The 19297-nt window shown below is 45.7% G+C and carries 21 protein-coding genes, 2 pseudogenes and 1 riboswitch; of the genes and pseudogenes, 5 read left to right on the top strand and 18 right to left on the bottom strand.

The window, feature by feature from the left end; all coding sequences use genetic code 11:
- Positions 1 to 39: 39 nt before the first annotated feature.
- Both VP97_RS02865 and VP97_RS24880 read right to left on the bottom strand, forming a co-directional pair.
- The gene (locus tag VP97_RS02865) at positions 40 to 714 is read right to left on the bottom strand and encodes a hypothetical protein (RefSeq protein ID WP_050180150.1); all 675 of its coding nucleotides are present in this window, start codon (positions 712 to 714) and stop codon (positions 40 to 42) included.
- Between the two features lie 10 nt (positions 715 to 724).
- A pseudogene (locus VP97_RS24880) lies at positions 725 to 982 on the bottom strand (DUF4181 domain-containing protein); the annotation flags it as partial.
- A gap of 530 nt (positions 983 to 1512) precedes the next feature.
- Here VP97_RS24880 and VP97_RS23655 point away from each other — a divergent pair.
- The gene (locus VP97_RS23655; protein ID WP_156153391.1) at positions 1513 to 1653 is read left to right on the top strand and encodes a hypothetical protein; all 141 of its coding nucleotides are present in this window, start codon (positions 1513 to 1515) and stop codon (positions 1651 to 1653) included.
- A gap of 14 nt (positions 1654 to 1667) precedes the next feature.
- Here VP97_RS23655 and VP97_RS02850 read toward each other — a convergent pair whose 3' ends face one another.
- The gene (locus VP97_RS02850) at positions 1668 to 2510 is read right to left on the bottom strand and encodes an STAS domain-containing protein (protein ID WP_172656728.1); all 843 of its coding nucleotides are present in this window, start codon (positions 2508 to 2510) and stop codon (positions 1668 to 1670) included.
- 132 nt (positions 2511 to 2642) lie between these two features.
- On the opposite strand from VP97_RS02850, the gene VP97_RS02845 reads away from it, so the two are divergent.
- Positions 2643 to 2966, top strand: coding sequence for an iron-sulfur cluster biosynthesis family protein (locus tag VP97_RS02845; protein ID WP_050180146.1), 324 nt, complete (start codon positions 2643 to 2645; stop codon positions 2964 to 2966).
- Positions 2967 to 2992: 26 nt separating this feature from the next.
- Here the strand turns inward: VP97_RS02845 and VP97_RS02840 are convergent, their stop codons facing one another.
- The 7 genes and pseudogenes from VP97_RS02840 to VP97_RS02810 all read right to left on the bottom strand — a co-directional run bounded on the left by VP97_RS02840 (position 2993) and on the right by VP97_RS02810 (position 9087).
- Positions 2993 to 3820: a metallophosphoesterase gene (locus tag VP97_RS02840; protein WP_050180145.1), complete on the bottom strand. Its 828-nt coding sequence runs from the start codon at positions 3818 to 3820 to the stop codon at positions 2993 to 2995.
- Position 3821: 1 nt separating this feature from the next.
- Entirely contained in the window at positions 3822 to 4349 is a 528-nt protein-coding gene (locus tag VP97_RS02835; protein WP_050180144.1) for a GNAT family N-acetyltransferase, read from the bottom strand.
- A gap of 305 nt (positions 4350 to 4654) precedes the next feature.
- Complete coding sequence (locus tag VP97_RS02825) at positions 4655 to 5119, bottom strand: DinB family protein (protein WP_050180142.1); 465 nt, start codon at positions 5117 to 5119, stop codon at positions 4655 to 4657.
- A 26-nt stretch (positions 5120 to 5145) separates the two neighbouring features.
- Positions 5146 to 5367: a GNAT family N-acetyltransferase gene (locus tag VP97_RS24840; protein WP_342667309.1), complete on the bottom strand. Its 222-nt coding sequence runs from the start codon at positions 5365 to 5367 to the stop codon at positions 5146 to 5148.
- A 270-nt stretch (positions 5368 to 5637) separates the two neighbouring features.
- Positions 5638 to 6171 carry a methyl-accepting chemotaxis protein gene (locus VP97_RS24875; protein WP_425388435.1) on the bottom strand — a complete coding sequence of 178 codons (534 nt, stop codon included), beginning with the start codon at positions 6169 to 6171 and terminating at the stop codon, positions 5638 to 5640.
- 237 nt (positions 6172 to 6408) lie between these two features.
- Positions 6409 to 6942 (bottom strand): annotated as a pseudogene (locus VP97_RS24870) (protoglobin family protein); the annotation flags it as partial.
- A 183-nt stretch (positions 6943 to 7125) separates the two neighbouring features.
- Complete coding sequence (locus tag VP97_RS02810) at positions 7126 to 9087, bottom strand: alkaline phosphatase family protein (RefSeq protein WP_050180140.1); 1962 nt, start codon at positions 9085 to 9087, stop codon at positions 7126 to 7128.
- A 167-nt stretch (positions 9088 to 9254) separates the two neighbouring features.
- On the opposite strand from VP97_RS02810, the gene VP97_RS02805 reads away from it, so the two are divergent.
- Positions 9255 to 9515, top strand: coding sequence for an HPr family phosphocarrier protein (locus tag VP97_RS02805; protein ID WP_050180139.1), 261 nt, complete (start codon positions 9255 to 9257; stop codon positions 9513 to 9515).
- 400 nt (positions 9516 to 9915) lie between these two features.
- Here the strand turns inward: VP97_RS02805 and msrA are convergent, their stop codons facing one another.
- Both msrA and VP97_RS02795 read right to left on the bottom strand, forming a co-directional pair.
- On the bottom strand, positions 9916 to 10587 hold the full coding sequence (msrA, locus tag VP97_RS02800) for a peptide-methionine (S)-S-oxide reductase MsrA (RefSeq protein WP_050180138.1): 672 nt from the start codon (positions 10585 to 10587) through the stop codon (positions 9916 to 9918).
- 61 nt (positions 10588 to 10648) lie between these two features.
- The gene (locus tag VP97_RS02795; RefSeq protein ID WP_050180137.1) at positions 10649 to 11029 is read right to left on the bottom strand and encodes a hypothetical protein; all 381 of its coding nucleotides are present in this window, start codon (positions 11027 to 11029) and stop codon (positions 10649 to 10651) included.
- Positions 11030 to 11212: 183 nt separating this feature from the next.
- Here VP97_RS02795 and VP97_RS02785 point away from each other — a divergent pair, with 183 nt between their 5' ends.
- A complete protein-coding gene (locus VP97_RS02785; protein ID WP_050180135.1) occupies positions 11213 to 11404 on the top strand; it encodes an alpha/beta-type small acid-soluble spore protein in 192 nt (63 codons plus the stop codon).
- Between the two features lie 92 nt (positions 11405 to 11496).
- Here the strand turns inward: VP97_RS02785 and VP97_RS02780 are convergent, their stop codons facing one another.
- From VP97_RS02780 to VP97_RS02765, 4 genes are all read right to left on the bottom strand, one after another.
- Positions 11497 to 12198 (bottom strand): hypothetical protein, encoded by a 702-nt coding sequence (locus VP97_RS02780; protein WP_050180134.1) that lies wholly within the window; start codon positions 12196 to 12198, stop codon positions 11497 to 11499.
- 110 nt (positions 12199 to 12308) lie between these two features.
- Positions 12309 to 14042 (bottom strand): assimilatory sulfite reductase (NADPH) hemoprotein subunit, encoded by a 1734-nt coding sequence (cysI, locus tag VP97_RS02775; RefSeq protein WP_050180133.1) that lies wholly within the window; start codon positions 14040 to 14042, stop codon positions 12309 to 12311.
- 29 nt (positions 14043 to 14071) lie between these two features.
- Positions 14072 to 15910, bottom strand: a complete 1839-nt coding sequence (locus tag VP97_RS02770) for an assimilatory sulfite reductase (NADPH) flavoprotein subunit (protein WP_050180132.1) — start codon at positions 15908 to 15910, stop codon at positions 14072 to 14074.
- 209 nt (positions 15911 to 16119) lie between these two features.
- On the bottom strand, positions 16120 to 16365 hold the full coding sequence (locus VP97_RS02765; RefSeq protein ID WP_050180131.1) for a hypothetical protein: 246 nt from the start codon (positions 16363 to 16365) through the stop codon (positions 16120 to 16122).
- Positions 16366 to 16471: 106 nt separating this feature from the next.
- Between VP97_RS02765 and VP97_RS02760 the strand changes: the two genes are divergently transcribed.
- Positions 16472 to 16966: a YceI family protein gene (locus VP97_RS02760; RefSeq protein ID WP_050180130.1), complete on the top strand. Its 495-nt coding sequence runs from the start codon at positions 16472 to 16474 to the stop codon at positions 16964 to 16966.
- Positions 16967 to 17279: 313 nt separating this feature from the next.
- Here the strand turns inward: VP97_RS02760 and VP97_RS02755 are convergent, their stop codons facing one another.
- Positions 17280 to 18767: a flotillin family protein gene (locus tag VP97_RS02755; protein ID WP_050180129.1), complete on the bottom strand. Its 1488-nt coding sequence runs from the start codon at positions 18765 to 18767 to the stop codon at positions 17280 to 17282.
- Between the two features lie 192 nt (positions 18768 to 18959).
- Positions 18960 to 19097 carry an anti-repressor SinI family protein gene (locus VP97_RS23125; protein ID WP_082220194.1) on the bottom strand — a complete coding sequence of 46 codons (138 nt, stop codon included), beginning with the start codon at positions 19095 to 19097 and terminating at the stop codon, positions 18960 to 18962.
- A 21-nt stretch (positions 19098 to 19118) separates the two neighbouring features.
- Positions 19119 to 19209: riboswitch (cyclic di-GMP riboswitch) on the bottom strand.
- Positions 19210 to 19297 lie beyond the last annotated feature (88 nt).

The raw sequence follows: 19297 nt of genomic DNA, 5'->3' as shown, positions 1-19297 counted from the left end.
AAAAGCCCGGACGTTTCAATCGTCCGGGCTTTGCTGCGGTTATGAAAACTTTCTTCGGTAATAAACGGACAAGCCGATAATAACAGGTGTCAGCAAAATCGTCGGCAAAAACCAAAGAAGCAGGGTGACGCTTTCGATATTTAGCAGACGCGGTGCCCCGAAAACGGTAAACGCTGTAATGGTCGCAATCGAACAGCCCAGCATGCCGCCAAAATGCTCGAACCACCAGTGCATTTTTTGCTTCGGCGGCTTGAGCCAGTAGCCGAGCTGGCTGGTGCTTAAAAACAAGCCAAGCAGCGGAAACCAGGAAAGCAGCGGCACGCTGTGCAAAAATCCGTAGATGCTCATGCCGATTGACGAAAGCAGCAGCAAAACTGGAAACCCGATGTCCAGCGGATGTTTATGAGCCCCCTGGCGCTGTTTAAACCGGAGCACGCGAATGCCGTAATACGCAGTGGAAGAGCTTAATACAGCGATAAACAGTAAAAACAGTGCAAACGAAATGATTTCTGGTGAACTCGCGGAGTCCATCAGGCGGGCTCCTGCCAAATAAACAGCAGAAATCGAGACGGCGATCATGCCGCCTGTATAGATCCAGCCGGAAAGACGATGAGCTTTTCCGCCTTTTTTCGTCACAACCGGAATCCAAAAGGTGAAGAGTGACGTAAACCCCCCTGCGATATGCAGCATTAGAATAAACTGAAACACGTCCATCTTCTTCCCCCTATTCGAAAATCAATGGTAATGGGCCATTTAAGAGACCAAGCAGCAGGGCTATAAATACAATAGTGCAAATCGACATCATATACTGGCGGCTCTGGCGTTCATATTTCCATTCAAGCCATGCGCGTGTCCCAAACAGAAGAAAATAAAAAGCAAGAAGCAAAAAAGCGGTATTTATCTGAGGAAAAGCGAACAGCACCATGATTCCGCCAAGCAAGACGACCGTTATGATTCCCCATGCTGCCCAGCGCTGTCTTTCATTTACATATTGATACCGCTACCCCTCCTTTCTAGTACCCGGAACGGGAAGCGGACTGCTTTCTCAGCCTCAAAAGCGACAGCACACAGGATAAAAATCACAATGAAGAATGTCATTTTCCCTTCCTTTCTTTTCACTGTCTATCTATACGAATGCTATGTCCGATTGTTTCATGACACTTCAAAAAAACAGTCAGCTTTTTGAGCTGACCGTTTAAGAGTATATACAAATGGTTGATAACTGTCACATGAATAGGATAGATCAGCGGCGTCCGGACAGCTCCGCTTTTCATAGAGCAGGCGCTGAGCCCGACTGCGCCTGGCGGCTTCACCGGTCTCTGCTGCCCGCTAATCCCATAGAAGTCTGCGCTGACCGGATGCCGCCAATTGGCTTGGGACAAGATTGTATAGAACGAATAAGGTCGTGTTTTTTCTTTTAAAAAAGAGGAAATGTATACCCAATCCCGGACTGATTGATCTTCAACACCACTTAGTGAAGCCGGACGGACGCAGACTCCTGCGGGAAGTACAGTGAGTCGGGAGATCCCGCAGGCGCAAGCCGAGGAAGCTCCCGCACTGCCCGTGGAACGCGAAGTTCGGCAGGCTTCACTTATCGGCTCTTTTTTGAAAGAGAAAGACTTTGTTTACACACTGAAACGGCCAGCTTTTTGAGCTGGCCGTTTCACTTATTTTCCAACTCCGAGATGCTTGAGTGCCTGCGGCAGGCCGTGAAATGTTTGAATCATTCCAAAATCGAGGCCTAATTGAATCGCGGTCTGGGCTGTTTCCGGACGCATGCCGGACACTACTGATTGAATACCGAGCAGCTGCAGTGACTGGGTCAGGCTAAACAATTGATTGGCGACAAATGTATCAATAACTTTCATACCGGAAAAGTCCATAACCAAATAACTCACTTGTTTTTCAGTACACTTAACCGGGATTGATTCCAATAAAGACTTCGCTCTTTTTTCATCCATCGCACCGATCAAAGGCAGTACTGCAATTCTTTTTGATATAGGAATAATTGGTGCATCAATTTCCTCGATCAGCTGCTCCTGCCCCTGCAGCCGGCTGCGCGTTAAATAGTAGTAGCGGGTGGAAAACTCGCTGATCATTGTATCCAAAACGGAATGGTACATTGTACTCCAGTGCAGAATATCCCTTTTGTCGATTTCGGGATCAGCCAGGCTGTATTCTGTTATAAAATCCCAGATAAGGTTTCTCGTTTTGTTAATAGCTGCGATCACTTCATAAATAGGCGTATCCCATTCGAGCCGGCTGTTCACCACAATTTCTGTCCATTCCTGCAGGTTTTGTTTAAACACTGCCTGGTCTGGCAAAAAGCCGCTCGCAATAGTATAAATCGTAAAAAGGTGCTGTTCTTTTAACTCTTTTTGAATGGTGGAGCCTGCATTCTTTGCATAAACGGATCCATCTGTTTTTTCTCTCGCCTCAAACCACTTTTTGCTTATATCAGGGGCTTCCAAGCGGATTGCTTCATAAAGAGCCTGGTCCTTTTTGTCCAATCCTTTGTCCTCCATTGTCATGTTCTTTCTTGTTTTATTATACCGTTTTCTTCACCCAAAGAAACGATTTAACATCCCAAAAAAGACGAACGATCTACCGTGTGCTATACTGAAAGAAAAAGGCGGATGAAAATGAACATCACTATTACACCGGCTGCGGCCGAAAAAATACATGCTTTAAAAAACCGGGAAAACGGCCTGTTAAAGCTGAAGTGGGACACAGAAGGCAACGGATGTGTACTAAACGGCGTTCCAACGCTCTGGTATGTGGACGAAGCAGATAAGGATCACGACGTATTGCTCGAAACGAATGATATGTCCATTCTAGTGGAAAAACCGAAAATGGTTTTTTACGATGAAGACGTTAAAATCGATTATTCGCCCGAAGCCGGCACCTTCCAGCTGAAAAGCCCAAACCAAATACTGAACGGCAGAATGGCGTTTCGCAACAAATAAAAGCGACTGCACCAGCAGACCGCTTTTTATTTGCTGCTCTTTAGTGTCAATACGACGATTTCTGGGCGGTTAAAGAGCCGCTGAGGCGCCGTACTGTTGCCGAGCCCCCGGTTTACAACCATCGTAGAGGAACCAAGTGTATGGGCACCCGCTGTATAAGCAGGAAATAATCCCTGGCCCGGGGCGAATAAGCCGCCAATAAAGGGCAGCCGAACCTGGCCGCCGTGTGCGTGTCCGGTAAAAATCACATCCATTTTGGCTTCAGCATAAGAAGCAAAAAGCTCTGGGCGGTGAGACAGCAGAATTTTATATTGGCCGGACTTTGTTTTTTCTCCAGCTTGTTCGATCGCTTCGCTGGTTGGCGTAAGCAGCGGGTCATCAATACCAAGCAGCTGGACCGTTTCTCCGCCACGCCGGAGCACTGTACGTTCATTTCGAAGCACCTGCACCCCCATTGCTTGCAGCTGCTTTTCTGTTTCGGTAAAGTCCGGCCCTTCATGATTACCCGTCACAAAAAAAACAGGCGCAATCTTCACCATTTCCTTCATTAACACATAACCTGCTGCTTCACCGCCGCGCTGAAGATCAATTAAGTCACCTGTATAAACAATCACATCCGGCTTTTCCTGCTTTACTTTTTCAGCCAGTGCATGCTGGCGCTCCCCAAAGAGTTTACTGTGAAGGTCCGATAACTGCGCAATACGGTACCCATTGAACGCAGGCGGAATTCTCTCAGATTCCACCTCTAGCTTTGTAACAGTCAGCCAATTATTTTGCAAGTAAAAAAACGGAATGAGCAGCGCAAGAAAAAAAAGAAATAGAAGGAAAAGACGCTTCCGACTTCGACGCTTCATTTTACATCCTCCGCTTCCACTCTTCTTCAAGCAGGCTCATTTCCAAAAGGCTCCAATATTCCTCTCCGCACTTTCGCACGTCACGGAGCAGTCCCTCCCTTTGAAAACCCGCTCTTTCGTAGCAGGAAATAGCTGCATGGTTAAAGTCGAAAACACCAAGGCTGACACGATGCAGCTTAAACGTGCAAAACGCAAGTTCAGCTGCCGCTTCAATCAAGCGAAGCCCCATTCCCTTTCCGCGCGCCGATTCCTCTCCAATCAGCACTTTTCCAATTCGCGCCGAATCGTTGCGCCGATCGATTTGCAGTGACAGATGCCCCATTATCTGTCCTGTTTGTTGATCGATGGCTTTGTATACGAATGTATCGGATATGGGTTGATTGGCTCCTTTTATGTACTGCTCAAGCTGGTGCACATGAAGGGGAAAGGTAAAAGTAGAACCCGCCCACTGAATCATAAACGCCTCATTTGGAATCCATCCCATCAGCGTGCCAAAATCCTCGCGTGTAAAATATGCAAGCTCAATCATACACTGCCTCCTATCTGGTCAAAAATGCATGTTATGCTGTCCAAAAGAATCTATTGAAATTTTTCAGTAACCAAAGAAAAAATTTTTTCCAGGCTGGCTTTTACTTCACTATCCATTACACCACAAGGAGGAAAAAGGAGGCTCGCAGCGATTGTATTGGTACCATTCTTTTTGGGCGTTTTACTTTTCCTTATTGGCGCAGTTCTTGCTTTCTTTTTTATCGCCTTTCTGTTATTCAGCATGATCCTGATCGACCGAGGATAATCGGCAAAAAGCAGGCTCCTAAGAGAAGCCTGCCGTTTCACTTACAGTACCCGTTTAATTGACTTAATCGTTTCCGAATGAAGTCCTTCATGGTGCAAGCTGTAGGTCAGCATTTCTTCCACTGATGAAAGAGTTAAACCAGTGGAAGTTGTAAACGGCTCCTTAAGCGGGTATGGCAGAAGCGGTGCGGTCTGCTGCTTGATCCGTTCTGTCTGCTCCTTTAACAGCACCCGCAGCTCGTCTGTTTTGGGCAGCTTCCCTTCCCAGTCCGCTGGCTTTGAGCCGCGACCAAACCAGTCGTTAAATGCATCGGGCATCACCATTTCACCACCGGTAAAATAAAATCCAAACCGCTCCTGTACCAAATAAATATGTCCTAAATTCCATTTAATATTGTTGCCAAATCCGGCTGGTATAAGGAGAGAGGCTGCTTCGTCAATGCCTTCTGCTTCTTTTAATGTCAGTTTACGGACAAATGCCAGCTGGTCGAATAAAAAATGCGCCATAGCCGATTCTCCTTTGATTGGTTACTTTATTTTTTACGCATGATTCGAAAGGCGTTATCCGCCTGATCATATCCTTGCTTTGAATAAAAATCCATCGCGCCGGAAGCCGACAAAAGCACAAACGTCACTTCGTCACTCAGTTCCTTTTTCACCTTCTCCCAAAGCACGGGATCGATTCCCCGGCCTTGATAATCTTTTTTCACGGCCAAATCTGAAATATAAGCGCAGTAGGAGAAATCAGTCACCACACGAGCTACGCCAACGAGTTCATTTTCCGACAGTCAAATCCGCATGGTCGAGCATTTTCTGCAGACGTACAAGATCATCTGCCGGACGCCGGATGCCAGAGGAGAGAAAAACTTTCGACAGCTGAGCTGCCGTAATGCCTGAGTTCAATTGATAGGTAATCGTGGTTCACTCTTCCTCTCTTTCTCGTTTTATTGTTTTCTATTATATTCCTTTATTGTTATTTTTCCAATAAAACAAAAAAGCAGCTTTTTTGGCAGCTGCTTTTTCACTTACATGGTCTGTTCTGCTTTTTCTAATAAATTTGTTGTCAGCTTTGACAGCCCTTCTGTTGTCTGGCTGATTTCCTGAATCGACAGAACAATCTGGTCCAGGTCTTCTTTGTTGCGGCCAAACATCGTTAAATAATTTTCCATTTCCATTTTCACTGTTGCAAGGCCGCTCTTTACCTGCTGCAGCTTTACTTGAGACTGTTCATTGGACTTGTTTACATCTTCCATTTCATTGACGAGCCGGGTGATGTTCGTATTGTTTTGGGCAATTAATTCATTGATGCTGCTGCTCATCACCTTTGAATGCTCGGCCAGTTTACGGACTTCACTGGCGACGACCGAGAAGCCTTTACCATGTTCGCCTGCACGCGCCGCTTCAATCGACGCATTCAGCGCAAGCAAATTGGTTTGATCCGCAATGTCTTCAATCCCTTTTGTGATACTGATAATTTCTTCAGACGATTGTTTTAATTCACTGATCCCGATTAAAGACGCACTGACTTTTTCCGTTGACTGCTTAAACTGCCCTTCCATTTCTTCCATCTGCTGTTCATTTTGCAGTGTTAAGCCAACCAGGTTTTTACTGCTTTTTTCTGTTTGGCCTGTTTCTTTTAAAACCTGGGCAGCCCGCGAGCTTGTGTCAGAAATCGCTGCTTCGGTCTGTTCAACAGAAGCGGCTACTTCCTGGCTCACTGACACAATTTCCTGCTGGAGCGTGCTTTTTGCTTCGTTTGCCCGCTTTGCTTCATCGATTCGGACATTCATATAATGATCGATTACCATTTGGGCATCTAAATTCATCGCATGGGTAATGGCTTGAATGGCTTGAGCCAGCCGTTCTGGATCATGCTGGTAATGCTCCACAATCTTAGGAATAATTAATGTGCTGAATGCGGAATAAGAAGCAATAAACCATGTAACCGGTACTGAAAACCGGCTGTGGGTCTGACCCATTTGCTTCCGCATTTGTAAAAAGGATTCGTCCAGCCTGCCCGTCAGCAAACTGCCAAAGTAATCACCAAACACCCGTTTTAAGCGTTCCCGGCTTGTATGATTCTGCGCAATTTTGGCCATCTCCGGACTTTTCACTAAATGATCAAGTACGTTCTCAAGCACCTCATCCAGGATTGTGTTCATAACGGGTGCCATCTGCTGGAGCATCTCGACCTGCTCCTGTGTATAGCCCATATAGTAAAGACGTGGAGCTAAATGGTCATCCGGCGAAACAGCAATGGCGGATTTCTCTGGAAACTGCACAGATGCTTTGAATTCTTTTGCTTGTTTATCTTTCAGGAAAGGAAACATGGTGATCCTCCATATTCTTGTAAGGTACATTTCTTTCTTCATTATGAAGGATGATTATAGGTCATTGCAACCATAAATGTTCTCTCAACAAAGACTTTCGACTCAATTCTTTTAGAATCAAAGTAGTTTTTGAATACTATATATTTTAATCAGAAAAGACTGCTTGCGAGCAAGCAGTCTCTTTTATTTCCATAAGGTTGTTTGCGTCTCGCCCTCTACAAATGCAGGTGCATCGATACCAAGCAGCTTATAAACGGTTGGCGCAAGGTCTAGTGTAGATACTTTCCCCACAGTGCTTTCTTCTTTAAAGGAAGAGCCTGTTGCCATAAATACAGGACGTAAATCCTGTTTAGTAGAATCTCCTCCGTGAGTACCCAGCTCAAGCGACGGCTTACTCGGGCGGCTTGTGCCATTTGCCATCATATATCCGGGAGCGCCAATTAAAAGAATGTCTCCGGCATGGGCATGGCCGAGCGGTTTTTTTTCCATCTCCGCCGATGAAAGAACCGTTTCATAAGGATGAATGGTTTCCTTTAATCCTGCTTGCCATACGCTTTTTATATCCGCTTCCGGCAGCTTTGACAGCTCTTCTTTTTCTTTGCTGGAAAACACAGCTTCCAATCCAATCTCCAGCAGGTCATTTCGGTTTTTCTGATTGATTTCTGCCCGTTGAAACGCCTCAATGGCCTTCTGCTGAACATCATTGAATTCGTCCTTCTCGACAATGCCATTTTTTTGGGTTGCGCTGGCATTAATATAAACGTGCGCGGCTGAACCGCTTGGCACCGCATACGCCTTCGTTTTCGAATAATCAATCGTACCGTCCCTGTGTGTTTCAAGCAGACCGGCTTTGTGAAGCACCGCATTCGGCTCAAGCATCGTATGCGCCGCTTCCATTCCATGATCCGACACGACAAATAAGTGGTCGTTTTCATCCAGGGTGTTCATTGTTTTACCGACTGTATCGTCTGCCAGCTTGTACGCCCAATCGATGTATGTTTTATAGCGGGCCGCTTTTGCCTCCGTATATCCAGGCTGGCGCGGGTCAGTCAGTGTGTATTTATGCTCTTCATGATCAATCTGGGGACCATAAAAGAACAGGGCATCTGGCTGATACGTCTTTTTTATGTGAAGCGATACATCGGTTACCCAGTTGACAAACCGGGAACTGATTTCCTCATATTCTTTCCGGGTGATCCATTTTTTCTCCAAAGCATCGTCTTCGGACTCAACTGGAAAAAAGCCAAATTGTTCCGTAATTGTTTCTTCAAAGCCAGCTGGCCCGTGAAAGAGACCGGATGTAACCGCCGTTTTAAAAAACGGAAGCGGCTGTTGTAAATCAGCCTCTGTCCCTTTTACTTTAAACGTAAAGCCGGCGTGCTCCCCTTTGTCCATCGTCAGTGGCACTGTGCCCCATTCATCCCGCCTGGCGCGCCCGTCCTCCTGATTCACCTGTTTGTTCTGAGATACGATAAATTGATCATAGTTGACCTGCTGATCATTTGTTGTATCTACCGCCAGTACGAATAGAGTTCGATTTTTGGCTCCTTTCAGCTTAAGCGGCAGATCGGCTTCCTTGAGCGCACTAAAACTTTTCGGTGTGTTTTTCCAGCCGGATGCTTCCTGGAACGATAGCTTATCTAAGCTGCTCTTGGCCCACGTATCTCCATAGAAAACAGAATAATCTGCTGTCTGGTTTTTTGTTTTTGGATTTGCTCCCGGGAAAACAATCGTCGCGGTTGTTTTTCCCTGGCGGCTTGCTTCGCTCCAAATCGGTGAAACGTTGATCTTTGTATGAAAGGCATCATCCTTATTGTTGAACTTTTTTTCCGGATCATGGAATTGGTTGCTGACAATGCCTGTTTTCTTCGGTGTGGCGCCGGTAGAAAGCGCCGCATGCGATGGTGCAGTCAAGGAAGGGACGATGGTTTCCGGCTCCTTTGCCCATACCCCTTTATCGATCAATGCCTTTACATGCGGCATGTCACCTGCTTGTATGTATTGTTCTGTTAGATCCTGACGCATGCCATCAAATGAAATGACAATCACGTCCTGGTCTTTTGAATGGATCCCTGTTTCTGCCTCAGCTGAAAAAGGATTCAGACAAATCGACAGCCCGGCGGCCAGCAGCAATAACTTCTTCATTTCCCTGCCTCTTTTCTTCATATAAAGTACCGTGTTCTTTACCCTTTATAAAAGAAACTAGACCTGTTTGTTTTTGGCAAATTCATATCAGCATAAAAAGGTTCTATTTTTGAGTGAAGCGGGTATACTGAAAATACTTTTATTCTACGAGGAAAGGTTTGAAAAGCATGTTCGTAAAAACGGTCCATATAAGAAGCTTTACTCCGCAAACCGCTGTCCCTCTTGTTCATTTAGCCAGCCAGTACGTGTCAGATATTTATCTTCATTATCAAAATCGTCATGTGAATGTAAAATCAATCATGGGTGTTCTGGCATTAGGGTCGCCCAATGGGGAAATGACGCTGACTGCCAAGGGCATCGATGAATATGAAGCTATAAAGGCGATCGGTGCAGCACTTGAACAAGCAGAAACACGCCCTGCCTCTTAATGGACTAGAGCGTGTCAAACTGTAGACACATGATTGATAACTGTCACATGAATGGGATAAATGAGCGGCGTCCGGGCAGCTCCGCTTTCCACGGGGGGCAGGCACTGAGCCCATAGGAGTCTGTGATGCCCTCCCGCCTCCAAGTAGCTTGCACCAAGAGTGTATAGAGCTATAAGTCGTATTTTTTCTTTTAAAAAAAGAGAAAATGTCTATCCAGTCCCTGGCTGATTGGTCTTCAACACCACTTATCGGCTCTTTTTTTTGAAATAGAAAGACTTTGTCTACACACTGACACGCCCTGCCTCCTACTGGAGCAGGGCATGTTATTTTTATGAAGCAAGATGTAAAGTGCAAGGGTAAAAGAGATACTGTTCACTGAAAAACATCCAATCGGCTGCTTCTACCAGCGAATTCTGCGTATAAAGGCGGTTAACTCTTCCTTATACGAATCGGAAAGGTCCCATAAATGGATTTCTTCTTCTATTCTGGATAGGGTCGTATATTCTTTGACAAATCCATTCAGCCGGGCAATTAAAGTTGAATTCGTAAAAGAATCCGGCGTATCAAACGAGGATGACAATTCGTCTGCTGCTCGCTTAAATCTTTTTACATGGTACTTTTGATGCCGCTCTTCTGCAGGAGTAAAAGAGGAGAACGGCTGGATTTCTGTTTCAATTGGTTCATTCCGTTCGCTTTCAAGCTCCTGCTTCACCCGCTCAATCGTTTCTCTCTGCTCTTCATTATGATAAAAAAGAAGCGACATATACTGACGTTCCCCATAATGGGTTCGATTTGTTGAAGTATGACTGCGCCAAAAGACGCTAAGGATTTCTTCAAAAGAAAGGACATCCGGATCAAATTCAATTTGTATCGTCTCCGTATGATCCCCCATTTGCCGGTAGGTGGGATGCTCTGTCGTTCCGCCTGCAAAGCCGGTTTTTGTTCGAATCACGCCAGGCAGCGCACCAAAGCGCGCATCCGGACTCCAAAAGCAGCCCATGCCGAATGTAGCAGTCTGGCAGTTTGACATATGGGCCTGCCATTTCGCTTCTATTTCGCGGATTGTGCTCATATCTTCCTCCGTTATATATTTTGATAAAACGAAATGACTCCGGGCTTTTCGCCCGGAGTAGTTAGTCGACAATAGCTACTGTAAAAGCACCTGTTTCTTCAGCGGTAATAACCGCCTGTTTTTGTGTTCCTTTATGCTTCACATTATATGTTTGAATCAGTGCATTTAATTTGGCTGATTCTGTATCAAGACTTGTTTCTGCCGGCTCAGCATCCATCGGCAGGAACCGCTTTGCCAGCTCTACCGCTGCCTGCGTGCCCATTGGTATCGAACTCGACAGCTTATGTACGTTTTGTTCCTCATCGATCCAGCACGTCAGCCTGGCATTGATACCAGGGACGTCAAATAAAATCATTTCGTTCGTTGATTCAGGCGATGGCTGGCCGCATACGTTTACAAACGCTTCAATGGGATCGCCTGCCTTTGGGTATCCGTGGTGCATGTGAATCACTCCTTTGGCTGTATAGTCTCCTCTTTCACTTTACCCTTATCTTCATTTCGTAAAACCCTGTACCACCTGAGTGCAATCCTTCCAAAAGCGATATCATTTGCTACTGCTTTTTCTGTATGTTTCTCTCCCGTAAAACAAATAGTATGAGCAAATAAAAAAGGTGGTGAAAACAACATGGCAAACAATAACCGGCAGCAGCTTCTTGTCCCTGGGGCAGAACAAGTTTTAGAACAATTTAAATACGAAATCGCCAGCGAATTTGGTATCACGCTTGGAGCAGATACTGCTTCGCGGGCAAACGGCTCAACAGGCGGCGAAATCACAAAACGTTTAGTCCGTCTTGCTCAGCAGGAACTTCAAGGCTAATCCTCTTTCTTTATCTACACACGCGCACCTTATAAAATTGAAACGGGAAACCACTTCGGTTTTTGACGCTTTATTTTCGGGTGCGCGTATTCTTATTCTTTCTCTGCTCCTAAAATTGATACATACTGCTGCTGTATTTGAAAGGCACGCCCGCTCCAGGTTAACACATTTTGCACATATCCAAGACGATCAGCATTATAGCGTCCGGCAATGTTTTGCCAGGCGGTTAATTCATACACACCGTTGCGGTCAAAATCCACCGGATATAAGCCAGACAGCGGTGATACCCAGCCCTCGATCGGCTGCTTTAATGTACCGTCCGCATTGTAGATTTCACTTAAATAGTCTTTTCCTTTTGTCGTTAAATCTAACACATATTGTTGACCGGGCTGCATGCTCGTCACTGCTACTTTGTAATAATCTTGATACCGCACACTGTACTGGGTTTGTTTATTAAATAGATCTGTATCAAAAATCAAGTAAAATCGGCCATTGGCATAGGAATAAACATAAGCGTAAACCGTGCCGCCGCTGCCGCCTGTATCCGTCACCACTAAAATATCTTTTACTTCATTGCCTGTAAAATCCCCAAGAAAAACCGTTGGATTATAGCCCGTATTTTCCGGCAGTAAAAGCCGGAATGATCCGCCTGTTCGTCTGTCCTGCACAACCAGCGTGATCTGCCGCAAAAATGAACTGTCATCCTTTTGAACGGCTGTTAAGTAAACAATATCCGGCACGCGGTCTCCTGTTACGTCTCCATGATGAACTTGAACGACTATGTTCTGCTCCATCCCGCCGCTCCTTCCTGGCATAACGATCTTTTACCATTCGTATGTCCAAAGCATGGATTTTAGACGACGCAAAAAAGAGACAGAAGAAATTCCTGTCTCTTTTCTCTTTATTAGTTATGAAAGTTTGTTCCATCTGTTGTCGCTTCCACGATACCAGCGCGGACAACAAAGTCACCGAAGTGCTCGCCTTCCTGGCGCTCATTTGCGTAGCGGGAAAGAACGACGCGCAGTTCTTTTAGGATTTCTTCCTCACCAATGTTTTCACGGTACATTTTGCTTAAGCGGCTGCCGTCATGCGCAGCACCCAGGTACATATTGTACTTGCCGACTGCTTTTCCGATAAAGCCGATTTCACCTAACGCGTGGCGGGCACAGCCATTCGGACAGCCCGTCATACGGATTGTGATTTCTTTGTTGCGCAGTCCGTTTTCATCAATGATTTCATCAATTTTATCCATTAAGCTCGGCAGGTAGCGCTCCGCTTCTGCCATCGCAAGGCCGCATGTCGGAAGAGCCACACAGGCAAGCGCGCTGCGGCGGATTGCGGAGTGATGCGCGCCTTCTGTTAAACCGTATTGGTTAATCAATGCATCAATTTTTTTCTTGCTTTGCGCAGACACATTGCCAATGATCAAGTTTTGATTGGAAGTAAGGCGGAAATCACCTTTGTGTACTTTTGCAATTTCACGAATACCCGTCATCAATTGATATTCAGGGTAATCCACAATCCGTCCGCCTTCCACAAACATTGTGAAATGCCATTTTCCTTTAATGCCTTTTTGCCAGCCATAGCGGTCGCCATTATGGTCAAAATGAAAATCGCGCGCTTCGTCAAGCGTCCAGCCAAGACGGCGCTCTAGCTCAGCTTTTACATTTTCAAGACCAAGACGGTCAACGGTGTATTTAAAGCGAGCATATTTACGAACGGAACGGTTTCCGTAATCACGCTGAATCGTAATGACTTTTTCCGCCAGGTCAACAACTTTATCCGGTGTGACAAACCCAATCACTTTTCCAAGCTGCGGATATGTCTGCGTGTCGCCATGGGACATTCCCATACCGCCGCCGATTGTCACGTTAAAGCCTGCAAGCTGGTTGTTTTCAATGATCGCAATAAAACCAAGGTCCTGTGAAAATACGTCAATATCGTTAGACGGCGGTACGGCAATGCCAATTTTAAACTTACGCGGCAGGTAAAGCGGGCCATACATTGGCTCCACTTCTTCTGTTTCCGGCGTGCCGGCTACTTTTTCTTCTCCCAGCCAAATTTCGTGATAAGCACGTGATTTTGGCAGCAGGTCATCACTCAGCTTTTGCGCGAGTGCATGTACTTCTGTATGAACTTCTGACTGGTATGGATTTGATGTCGCCATTACGTTCCGGTTTACGTCTCCGCATGCCGCAACCGTATCCATCATCGTTGAATGGATGCTTTGAATCGTCTGCTTCATGTTCCATTTTAAAATACCGTGAATCTGAAATGTTTCACGTGTTGTTAGTTTTAGTGTGCCGTTTCCATATTTATGTGCCAGGCTGTCCATCATCAGCCACTGGCTCGGTGTTGCAACACCGCCCGGAAGGCGGACGCGCAGCATAAACTGATACGCCGGCTCTAATTTTTGTTTTTGGCGTTCTGTGCGCAGGTCACGGTCATCCTGCAGGTAGCTGCCGTGGTGTTTCATCAACCGGTTATCATCTTCTGGAATACCGGCTGAAATGCGGTCCTCCATCACTTCTGCAAGGGTGCCGCGCAGGAAATTACTTCTCTCTTTAATGCCTTCTACATCACTTGGAGGTCCTTCTGGTGCCCGCAGAACGTGAAGGTCATTTACCGTTTTGCTCATTGTGCTTTGTCCCCTTTCAATCAAAAAGCTTAATATACGTCACGCTGGTAGCGTTTTTGCTGCTGCATATCGGCTACATATTTCTCTGCCTGCTCACGGCTCATGCTGCCTTCTTTTTCAACAATGCTGATCAAAGTCTGATGGACATCATGTGCCATATTTTTCTCGTCGCCGCATACATAAACGGCTGCGCCCTGTTGAAGCCATTGGAACAATTCCTTGCTGCTTTCCTGCATACGGTGCTGTACGTATACTTTTTCGTCTGTATCACGCGAGAACGCTACATCCATTTTTGTTAGTACGCCGCTCTCCAGCCACTTTTGCCATTCTGTCTGATACAGGAAGTCGGTTACGAAGTGCTGGTCTCCAAAGAACATCCATGCCGGACCTTCTGTTCCAAGCTCTTCACGCTCCTGCATAAACGCGCGGAACGGAGCGACACCTGTTCCCGGCCCGATCATAATTACCGGTGTTTCCGGGTTTGCAGGTAGCTTAAAGTTATCGTTATGCTGAATGTAAACTGGCAATGTGTCGCCCGCTTCTAAGCGTTCAGCGCAAAGGATTGAACAAACACCGCTTCGGTCACGTCCATTCGCATTGTAGCGGACCGCACCGATCGTTAGGTGCACTTCATCTGGGTTTGCTTCTAAGCTGCTGGCAATCGAGTAAAGCCGCGCCGGCATTTTGCGGAGCACATTCACAAAGTCCTGAGGCGAAACGCCAAATGGTCCAAACTGCTGTACCACATCAAGCAAATCGCGGCCATTTACATACTCTTTCACTTTATCGCTGCTGCCGATTAGCTCGTGCAGCTCATCTACACCCGTTAATTGGGCGATTTTTTCCAGCAACGGCTTTGTTAGTACGGTTATTTCATAGTGCGTTAACAGTGCATTGCGCAGTGAAAGAACATCGCCCTGCTTATTAATCGTTACTGTTTCATCCGGATTCCAGCCAAATGCTGCAATCAGTTCATCAACCAGCTTCGGATCGTTTTCTGGATAAATACCAAGTGCATCACCCGGTTTGTACGTAAGCCCTGATCCTTCAAGCGAAAGCTCAATATGGCGTGTTTCTTTGTTTGAGCCGCGTCCATTCAAGTTAATGCTTTCAAGGATTTCCGCACGAAACGGATTTGTTCTTGAGTATTCAGATTCTGTCATCTGTGCGTCTGTTACTGCTGGTGCTGCTGTCGCTGCCGCTTGAGCTGCTGGCGCCAAAGTCTCAGACAAGCTTTTTACAACACTGTCAATCCATTCTGCCGCAGGCTCATCGAAATCAAGGTCACAATCCACGCGTGGTGCGATACGCTTACCGCCAAGTTCTTCTAAACGCTGATCAAACTCTTTTCCGGTCTGACAGAAAAATTCATACGAGCTGTCGCCAAGTGACAAAACAGAAAATTGAAGATCATCCAGCTTCGGTGCACGTTTGCCATGGAGAAATTCATGGAACGTAATGGCATTATCCGGCGGATCGCCTTCTCCATGCGTACTGGCTACAATCAGCAAGTTTTGTACTTTTTTCAGATTATTTGGCTTAAAGTCACTCATTGCTGAAACCGTGACGTTAAATCCGTTTGATTGGAGCGTTTGTCCGGCTTTCTGGGCTAAACGCTGTGCATTACCCGTTTGAGAGCCGTATAAAATCGTTACATCTTTCGACACAGCTGGAGCTGCTGCTGCCGGAACGGGTGCTGCTGCTTCAACCGCTGCTGGAGCAGGTGCCGCTGAAGCAGCTGCAGGAGAAGAAGCCGCCAAAAATCCACCCAGCCATACCTTTTGCCCTTCTGTAAGTGTTGGCAGAAGGCGATTCAGGAGCTCTGCCTGCTCCTCATTAAACGGACTGTTCGTTACTTGAAGTTGCAACACGATCCACCTCACAAATTTATAGGAAAATTCTTTTTAACGCTGTAATAATACATTTATCGTAGTCGTATTATTCCTACAAGTCAAGTCGGTTTTAATTATATCAATCATTAGTGATTACTTATAATAAAGCTCAAAAAGAAAAGTTTCGATCTTCTCTTATTAAAAAAAGCGTCTTTCCTTTAATGGAAAGACGCCGCAAATCAACATTATTTTTCATCGTGTGTAGGATGCGCACCCGGATATTGTCTGGACCGGTTTTCATGCAGCTGCTTGAATTCATAAGTAAAACCACTCGCCACGTGCTGGTTTTCTTTCCACGGCGTACTTTTTCCTTCTACTGCTTTTTCGTTATCAATCGGCTGTCCATAAGCTCCGTCCGGAAACTCTTCCGGAATTAAAGTGAGCTGGTCCTGTACATTCGACAATTCCTGGTAATCCGTTTTCTTGTCCACTTGCTCACCTCCTTTTTGGTTAGTATGTCCTGCCGGGCTGTTTGTTTTATTCAGTTCAATGCAGGGAAATAATGATAAAAGACAAAATGAAAGGGGAATTTTTATCATGGAGAAACCAGCGTGGAGCGTGAACGAAGCACAAAGCCGTGTGTATGCCACTGTGAATCATGTGAAAGGGACGTTTCCAGCCTATGAAGCAAATATTGAAGCGAAAGCAGACAACTTAGTGACCGCCAATATCTCTTTTACTGTAGACTTAAGAAGCATTCAAACAGGTAATCAAGACCTGGATGCCCATTTGTTGTCTGAGCGATTTTTCGATGTAGAAAAGTTTTCAGAGGTGCGTTTTATAGCCAACAATATTTTGGAGCAGGAAAACGGACAATATGAGCTGGTCGGTGATCTTTCCTTGCACGGCGTTATGCGTACTGAATCGTTTTTTGTAACATTTCATGAGCAAAAGGACAGTGAAACAGCCCACTTTCAAGCAAAAGCCGTGATTAAACGTAGTGATTATGGATTGACGCTTGAAACAGGAGGCACACAGATTGAGGATGACGTAAATATCGTACTGGATCTTCAGCTCGTAAAAGCCGCATAAACAAGCCTCTGATCCCGCTGGCAGCCAGGTGAATCCTATCCAGCAGCTGAAAAAGCCGCGCTCAGATCGGTCATGGCCTGTCGCTAATCGCTGCAGATGGGCCTGACAATGTTTATGGCTGATAATTCACAAAACGGGCGTCACATCGATTTTACATATGGCCTCTCCTTTCCACATTAAACAGCAGCGAAACGGCAGGTGGTATGCGATTTCTTTCAAAAACGTAGATGTTTTGAAGACATGAAGCGTTCAGCGCCTTTTTAAATTCAAAACGAAAACAGCTCCCGGGTGTATCGCCTGGGAGCTGTTTTCGTTAGGAAGTGCTGTCTTTTAATTGAGATGCTGACCGGTCCTTTGGCGGCTGAACCGTTTCTGTTTGTTTTCCTTTTGAAGTAAAATCTTTTAAAAGACCGGCCACATCAATGCCGGTTAATTCTTTTAACGGCTCTTGAATGCCAAGCATCGTGTCTGTCACACCTTTACTGACAGTTGGAATGCCGGATCCACTGCCCGTTTGAATGACTTTGATGGAATCGACATTGTTTAACGGCTGCGCAACCTTTTCAGCAAGCAGCGGCAGCATCTCAATGATTTTTTCGGTAATAATAACGTCTCCGTGTTCTTCAATCGCTTCAGCGAGCAATTGACGCGCTTTTGCTTCGGCTTCCCCTTTTTTCAGAACCACTTCTGCTTCAGCAAGACCGGCTTCGCGGATAATTCGCGCTTTTGCTGCACCGTCAATTTCCGATTTTCTTGCTTCAGCTTCCGCACGCTTCGTTGTTTCATAAAAGTCCGCATCCGCCTTGGCCCGGCGGATTTTGGTTTCTTCCGCCTCCAGCGTCACCAGCCGCTCTCGTTCAAGCTGCTGGATCCGAAGCTGTTCTTCTTTTTCCCGGCTGACTAAAATAAGCTCGGCTTCCTTCACTTCTTTTGCAAGCTTTGCCCGTTCGAGCTCGTATGACTGCTCTGATTTTGCCCGGGCGCGTTCGGTTTCTTCTTTTATCGCTGCATCCTTTAAATCCTTTGCTTTTTTCGACTCGGCTGTCGCGATTTCACGTTTGTATTCCTCCTCACGCGCCTCTTGATCTGTTTTGGCTTTATGAATGCGCGTTTCGCGCTCGCTGTTTGCTTCGGCAATTTCTGCCTGCTTGCGTACCTCGGCGATTCTTGGGCGACCAAGGTTGTCCAAGTAACCATTTTTCGCATCAGAATCTCGCAGGTCTGTCAGACCGAGTGAGGTAATTTTAAAGCCCATTTCGTCCAGCTGCTTTTGCGCAATTTCTGTTACCTGCTTGTTAAAGCCTTCCCGGTCACCATTAATTTCTTCCACGGTCATTTTTGATAAAATCGCCCGCAGGTTGCTCCCGAGCACTTCTGTAATTTCCACTTCGATTTCCGATTGTTCTTTTCCTAAAAACTGCTCGGCATAGTTGGCAATGCCTTTTAACGTATCTGCCACTTTTACCATCGCCACTGCATCGGCAATAATGGGCACCCCGCCGTTTGTATAAACACGCGGTGTCGTCAATTTCAGCTGAAACGATGTCAAGTTAACCGGTGTCGATGTCTGGAACATACGCAGGCGGTAGCCGCCGCCGCGGATAATTTTCATCGAGCGTCCCTCGTCATCGGTAAAGATATTCGACTCCTTTTCAATATCTCCAAGCTTCGGCCCGGTAATAACCAGCGCTTCGTTTGACTTTGCTGTACGATAGCGCACCTTCATAAAAAAGTACCAAAGCGCCGCTCCAATGGCCGCTAATACAAGAACAAGAATTAAAATAATAACTGCATTCCCCATTCCAGCTCCGCTCCTTTTCCATAAAATATGATTCTACTTTTTATACGGAAAAGAAAGGAAATTGTTTCATCTTTTCAAATAATCTGAAATAAGCAAAAAGACAAAACGGATTTCAATGGTGCTGGCTTAATATTTTTCCTTATACAAGCTAATTACCTTGCAAAATAATGATTTTCTTTCAACATTTTAGTACTAAGCAGGATGAAATGTTTGATGCGCCGTTAAATATGCTTTTATTTCTTCGATCGATAAGCCCAGATCTTTAGCAATTTGCATCAGCTCTACCCATTCGGCATCGACTGTTTCTGTTTCCATTTTCTCTTGTTCCATTATGAAGTATCCCCCATTTTGCGAAGCGGCTCAGCCATCATAATCTTATAAGAAAGATCTTAGATCTGTAGCTTTGTGTCCTAACCTTTCGATTAGTTTACCTTTTGTTCTATTTCGTTTGTTACTTTTTTAAGATTGTTTTCATATTGTAACAAAACAAACAAAAATTAACTGTCGAAAGCTGGCGGGAATAAAACTTT

The sequence above is a fragment of the Domibacillus robiginosus genome (assembly GCF_000966195.1).
In the GTDB taxonomy this organism is placed as follows: domain Bacteria; phylum Bacillota; class Bacilli; order Bacillales; family Domibacillaceae; genus Domibacillus; species Domibacillus robiginosus.
The sequence above is the reverse complement of the archived record's forward strand: the minus strand, read 5'-3'. Positions and strand labels throughout refer to the sequence as shown.